This is a genomic window from Salipiger sp. D13, assembly GCF_003703915.1.
GTDB lineage: Bacteria > Pseudomonadota > Alphaproteobacteria > Rhodobacterales > Rhodobacteraceae > Salipiger > Salipiger profundus.
Genome location: NZ_RAPJ01000086.1, coordinates 1 through 5,491, shown reverse-complemented (window position 1 = coordinate 5,491; position 5,491 = coordinate 1). Strand labels below are relative to the sequence as shown.

Below are 5,491 nucleotides of genomic sequence, written 5' to 3'. Positions count from 1 at the left end.
CCGATGACGGGAACATCGAGGCTCTCCGCGGCAAGGACGTAACTCGAGGACCCGCGCTCAATCCCCCGTTCCGTCAGAGCACGATGCATCCGCTTGATGATGTCGCCACGCTCCCCCATCTCGCGCAGGACCGCCTCGGCATCGTCCCTGATGTGCCATTGCGACTGTCCAATCTGGTCAGCGACACCGAGCACTTCCAGCCGGCGCAGCCGCCCGATCTTCAGCGCGTGAAACGCATCCGGCTGCCGATCCGTATCCGGCGCCATATCAAGGATGCGCGAACGCCCCGCATCCCGCAGCAACTGACGGTCGAGCTGCGTCCAGCGCTCGGCCCCGATCTGTCGCTCAAGCGTCCGGCGGATGTCGAGATCGCTGCGCGGGCCCAGTTCCTGGGTGATGAGATCCCGTGCCCTGTCGCGCATCCCCTCCTTGATGTAGTCCCGCGAGATCACGAGAGCCTGGCCGTCGTCGCGCATGCCGCGAACGATCAGATGGACATGCGGATGGGCCGTGTTCCAGTGATCGACACCGACCCAATCGAGAGACGTGCCGAGATCCTGTTCCATCCGCCCGACAAGATCACGGGTGAAGGATTGCAGGTCGGACATGTCCGGCGCGTCGTCGGGTGAGACGATGAAGCGGAAATGATGACGATCGTCGCCACACCGCTCGGCAAAGCCCCGGCCATCGGCATCCTCCGTTTCCGGTCCAAACAGCCTGGCCTTCTCCCCGTCCCGGGTCACGCCATCCCGGCGCAGGTAGTCGAGGTGGGCTCCGAGAGGCGCGGGTTTCCCACTGTGCCGCACCACACGCGCCTTGACCACCGCGCCGCGTGTGCGGGCGGTGATAAGGAGGTTGGCCTGAATACTGGCGCGCTGACCACGCCCGAAGCGGGACCGATTGCCCGGGGTGACGCGCCCGGCCCGCGAGACGCCACCCCCGGCCTTTTTCGCGGCAGCCAGGGCCTGTGCGACAAAGGGCCGGGCCTGCTGCGCCCGTGTCGAGCGGATACGTCCCGGACGGATGCGGAACTCGCGATCATCGGGCATGGGATTTCCCCACACAGTGCGAAACTGCACTGAATATCAGAGTGTTAGGCACATCTCGCACGGTGCGAAGACGCGTCACACGGTGCGAAACGCGACAAAAACATGAACAAAAACAACCGCCCAACCGCCGCGCACCGTGCGCCCTTTTATCCTGCCATCCTTCGGTCGTGGTGCCCGCCGCCACCGCCTGTCCTCTCCACGACACGCCAGTGCGCGATGGAGCGCGAAGTGTGATCTCGCGGGTCATGGCCGGGCCTCACCAGTCTCCCGCTGGACGAAGAGGCCCTCAGGCTGCGGGGTGATGCCCGCCTGCGGCACCGCCGGGACGGGTGAAGGAGCGGCGCCGACCGTCGGGTGAGGCGACACAGGATCGGTCGCAAAGGTCCCGTCGTCGCGGCTGATGAAGAGCGCCGCCTCACGCCAATCGAGCGGCCGGACTGCAGTGATGGCGGTGCCCGATGGCCGCTCGCCAAGCAGCACGGGTGCAAGCGCAGCGACATAGGCGCGCGTCTCGGCCGGCAACGGACGATCCGCCAAGCGGTATTCGTCGTAGCGGGCGGGACCGGCATGATAGGCCGCCAGCATCGCCGCGACATCGCCATAGCGATCCCACATCTCGCGCAGATAGGCCGTGCCCGCGAAGATGTTGTCACGCGGATCGTAAGGGTCTCGGCCAAGACCATGACGGATGCGCAGCCCGGCCCAGGTGCCGGGCATGACCTGCATCAGCCCCATCGCACCGGCCGACGACAGCGCGCGCACATCGCCCGTGCTTTCCGCCCGCATCACGGCCATGATCCATGTCGTCGGAATGCCGAAGCGCTGCGACGCCTCGGTGACCTGGGCGGCATAGGGATGCGCGGCGACTGCGTGTTCGGGCACACCGGTTTGCGCCAAGAGCGGCTGCGTGGCGGTGGCCGGGAGGAAGAGGCCGGAAAGAAGAAGGAGGAGAATGCGGTGGCAGATGCCACCCTTCCCCGAGGCGGGACGGGTGCAGGACGCGATCATCGTCAGTCCTGCTCGTCGCGTTTCTTCGGGCGGGTCCAGTGCAACCCCCAGTCCCTGCCTTCCTCATCCGACTGGAACAGGCGGGCGCGGATCGGATGCCGGAAAACCGGATCATCGAGCAGGACCGAAACGAAAGCCCCTGCGGTTTCGCCGGTGTGTTTCCAGCCCGCGCCAACCTCCGGACCATCCTCGTCACCGAGATGAATGCGATAGGCGGGAGCTTTCTCGGAATCGACGTTATCGGTTGGAACAAAGGTCAGTTCCAGGTCCAGAGAGAGCGTGCGAAGCTGTCCGGAATAGCCGGACGGGGTGCGTGTGAATTGGCCGATCTGTGGCATTGGAAGCTCCTTCCTCTTGCGGTGAATGGGAGGCAGGCCGCTGGCACGTCCCGCCATAAGCGCGCGTCACCACTCCGGCGCGTGCCAGACGAGGCGGCCATCGCCACCCTCGTCGGTGAACAGTGGACTGGCCCGGCCGATCACTGCCGAGGCGGGGAACGGACCGAAGTAGCGGCCATCGAAGCTGTCAGAGACCGCCGGGTTCATCAGGAAGACCTCGCCCTCTACGATGGTGCGGCAGCCCTGCCAGACGGGAAGATCACGGCCCTGGCTGTCGCGCTCTCGCGCCTCCCCCAGGTGTCTGCCATCGACGGTGATCGCGGCGCCGTCACGGCAGACCCGTTGTCCCGGCAGCCCGGTGACGCGCTTCAGGATCGGCACATCGCGACCGACATAGCCGCGCGCGGCCATGAAACCTGCAAAGGGTTCGGGCGGCATGACCACGACCAGATCTGGCACCTTGAGCCGATCCGCCGGCGCGATGGCGTAGAGACCAATCGGCACGCTGGCCGAGGCGTTCCAGACCAGCCGTGGCGCAGTCGGAATGCTGCCGGCGATGACGGCGGCGAGCGCGGCAACCGTCACCATGATGTAGCGGGCACGGGTCATTTTCCGATCTCCCGACGCCGGCGCCATGCGGCATGGCGTTCCGACGTATAGGGTCGCGGCGCTTCGCCCGCCTTCATCCAGTGGGCGACATGGCGCCAGTGATCGGGATCGACGTCGGCAGGATCGATGCCGAGACCCTCGATGGCATCGACATGGCGGAGGACCTTCTCGACCCTGGGCCAGCCTTCGATCTTCAACAAAATCTCGCCACCTGGGCGCACGAATGGCAGCGTCTGATAGGAACGGCCGGGCGCCATCGTCCGCACGATGTCGATGCGCGAGAGGACGGTTCCATAATCATTCGCCGCCCAGCGAACGAAGGCGAAGACAGAACCAGGTTTGAAGAAGACCACACGTCGGCTGCGGTCCAGGACCTGCTCCCCTGCCCCGTTGCCGAACCGGATCCAGAACTCGGTCCGCTTCTCCAGCCAGATCAATTCGACGCGGGTCATACCGTCGAAGCTGAGCGACGAAGCCTCAATCGCGGGTGATTTGCCGGGTCTCAGAATGACACTCATCACCGATCTCCCGGGAGATCGAGTGGAAGGCGTGCCAAGACGGGGCGACGGATCGTGTCGGAGGCGGGGCTGTCCGGGAGCGATCCGGCAGCGCCAGGCATGCTTGATGCGTCCGGTTTCTCAGCCTTTCGAAGGCTCCCGGCTGCGCTGCGGATGATGTTCTCCACACCATCCGCGCGCTCTTCAAAGTTAGAGTCTTCGTTAGACTCTAAGTTAAGGGAGCGATTTCCGCTTTTGCTTCCGTACGTTACACCCTGTTTGGGTTCCCGATAGCACGAGACCCCGGTTCCTGATGGCACGATAGTCCGGGTTCCCGATAGCACGAGCGCATTCACAGGTTTTCCACAGCCCGGCGCAGGCTCGAAGGCCAGCAGCTTGCGGCCACCAACCTCAGTCTCGAGAAAGAGCGTATAACCCGGCAGTGGCTGCCGCCGGATGATGTCGCGAAGCTCGAAGGCGAAGCGCTTGAAGGGGGACAGCGCCCCGGACTTCTGGTGAAGATGATGGAAGTCGAAACGCCAGCCATCCCGCTGCCGGCCACCGTGCTTGCGCACCAGGCGATACAGCCAACGGTCGAGCCCGCCGGTCAGGTCGAAATACGCCCGGTCGATGGTGAGGATCAGCGCATTGTCGAGTACCGCCTGGTAAAACCAGTCAGGCACGATCAGTTCGATGCCGTCCGGGCGCCCGTCCCTGTCGCTGCGCTCCTGCCATTCGTTGATCCAGGAAAAGCGGTGCCGGCGTCCTTCAGCCGGCTGCCGGATCGAGGTGGAGATCGTCGTCGACTGCAGACGATCCAACGCCGCCTTCAGGCGCTGATAGTCCCGCGCACTGGTGCCGCGACCGACATAGGTGAGGATCTCGTAAGGGGTGGCGGCCATCAGCCGGGAGGTGCGCAGCCCCGCGTCACGCGCCTCGACGATCTGGCTCGCGGCCCAGATCAGTATGTCGGCATCCCAGATCGTGGCCATGCCGTGATCGGGAACCGCCTCGACCCGGATGCTGACGCTGCCAGCGGCAAAGTCGATCGGCGCAACGCGCTTCGACTTGGCGAGGGAGAAGAAGGGATAGGCCATGAGGTCCTGCGCATCTCTGGGGGCGATGTCGCCGGGCAGCGCGCGGAACAGATCGAGCTGTCCGCGCTCGGAACCGGGTTTGCGTCCATCGGTCATGACGGCATTGCCGCTGCGTCAGCGCACGAAGCGGCCGGGCTGCGGGAGGCTGGCGAGCGCGTGGCGTTTCGCCGGCAGGACCTGCCCGCGCGGATCGGAGGTCGAGGTGACAGCGCCGCGTCCGACCCAGGCCTGCAGGTCCTCGATCGCGTAGACCACACGTCCGCCCAGCTTGTGGTAGGCGGGACCGGTGCCGTAGGTCCTGTGCTTCTCCAACGTGCGAGCGGACAGGCTCAGGAACTGGGCGGCTTCCTTGGTGCGCAGATAGCGCGGGGGAAGTTCGGTTGAGATGGCGGACATCGGGCGTCTCCCTGCTGTATGTGACCACTGCCGCGAAACAGCGGCAGATGAAGGTCACGATGGCGAAGCGCGTCCGGTCAGATGCAGTGGGGAGTTGGCAGAGGAAAATTCGCACACCGCGGTGCGGGATCGCGGACCTAGAGGCGGCGCTGGTGACGCAGGAGCTTGCGATAGCCGCCGGCGATCAGGTCACGCCCCTCACGAAGAAGGCTGGAGACGGCAAAACGGGCCGAGGAGACCTGCCATTCATCGCGATCCAGGTGACCGGTACGGAACAGGACCTCGGCGATCTGCTTCTGGGTCGCGCCGTCGAAGGCGGCGTCGGAGGCCTGGAGGACACGCCGCAGGCGCGCTTTCTGCTGCGCGGTCAGGCGGGTGTCGCGGGGGATTGAACGACGTCGATGCTGGTCCGCCAGAAGCCGCTGGATCGCCTCGATGCGATCAAGGCCCTCGGGGCCGAGAGGAACAGTGGCAACAAGCCGACCACGGTCTTTCAG

General features: G+C 65.5%; 8 protein-coding genes. All 8 read right to left on the bottom strand.

What is annotated here, in order from left to right:
- Window positions 1-1,049, bottom strand: a 1,049-nt coding sequence (locus tag D6860_RS24975; protein ID WP_128549326.1) for a DUF3363 domain-containing protein, incomplete at its 3' end; no start/stop codon positions are given.
- Between the two features lie 243 nt (window positions 1,050-1,292).
- A complete protein-coding gene (locus tag D6860_RS24970; RefSeq protein WP_076623814.1) occupies window positions 1,293-2,057 on the bottom strand; it encodes a lytic transglycosylase domain-containing protein in 765 nt (254 codons plus the stop codon).
- Window positions 2,058-2,059: 2 nt separating this feature from the next.
- Entirely contained in the window at window positions 2,060-2,395 is a 336-nt protein-coding gene (locus D6860_RS24965) for a DUF736 domain-containing protein (RefSeq protein ID WP_076623813.1), read from the bottom strand.
- A 66-nt stretch (window positions 2,396-2,461) separates the two neighbouring features.
- Window positions 2,462-3,004, bottom strand: a complete 543-nt coding sequence (locus D6860_RS24960) for a S26 family signal peptidase (RefSeq protein ID WP_076623812.1) — start codon at window positions 3,002-3,004, stop codon at window positions 2,462-2,464.
- Complete coding sequence (locus D6860_RS24955; RefSeq protein ID WP_076623811.1) at window positions 3,001-3,522, bottom strand: DUF2840 domain-containing protein; 522 nt, start codon at window positions 3,520-3,522, stop codon at window positions 3,001-3,003. The genes D6860_RS24960 and D6860_RS24955 overlap by 4 nt, the downstream gene beginning before the upstream one ends.
- Complete coding sequence (locus D6860_RS24950; RefSeq protein WP_076623810.1) at window positions 3,522-4,694, bottom strand: replication initiator protein A; 1,173 nt, start codon at window positions 4,692-4,694, stop codon at window positions 3,522-3,524. Before D6860_RS24950 ends, D6860_RS24955 begins: the two co-directional genes overlap by 1 nt.
- Window positions 4,695-4,712: 18 nt before the next feature.
- The gene (locus D6860_RS24945) at window positions 4,713-4,994 is read right to left on the bottom strand and encodes a helix-turn-helix transcriptional regulator (protein ID WP_076623809.1); all 282 of its coding nucleotides are present in this window, start codon (window positions 4,992-4,994) and stop codon (window positions 4,713-4,715) included.
- Between the two features lie 137 nt (window positions 4,995-5,131).
- Window positions 5,132-5,491 (bottom strand): DUF2285 domain-containing protein (locus D6860_RS24940; protein WP_371683213.1); only part of this gene is annotated, 360 nt, incomplete at its 5' end.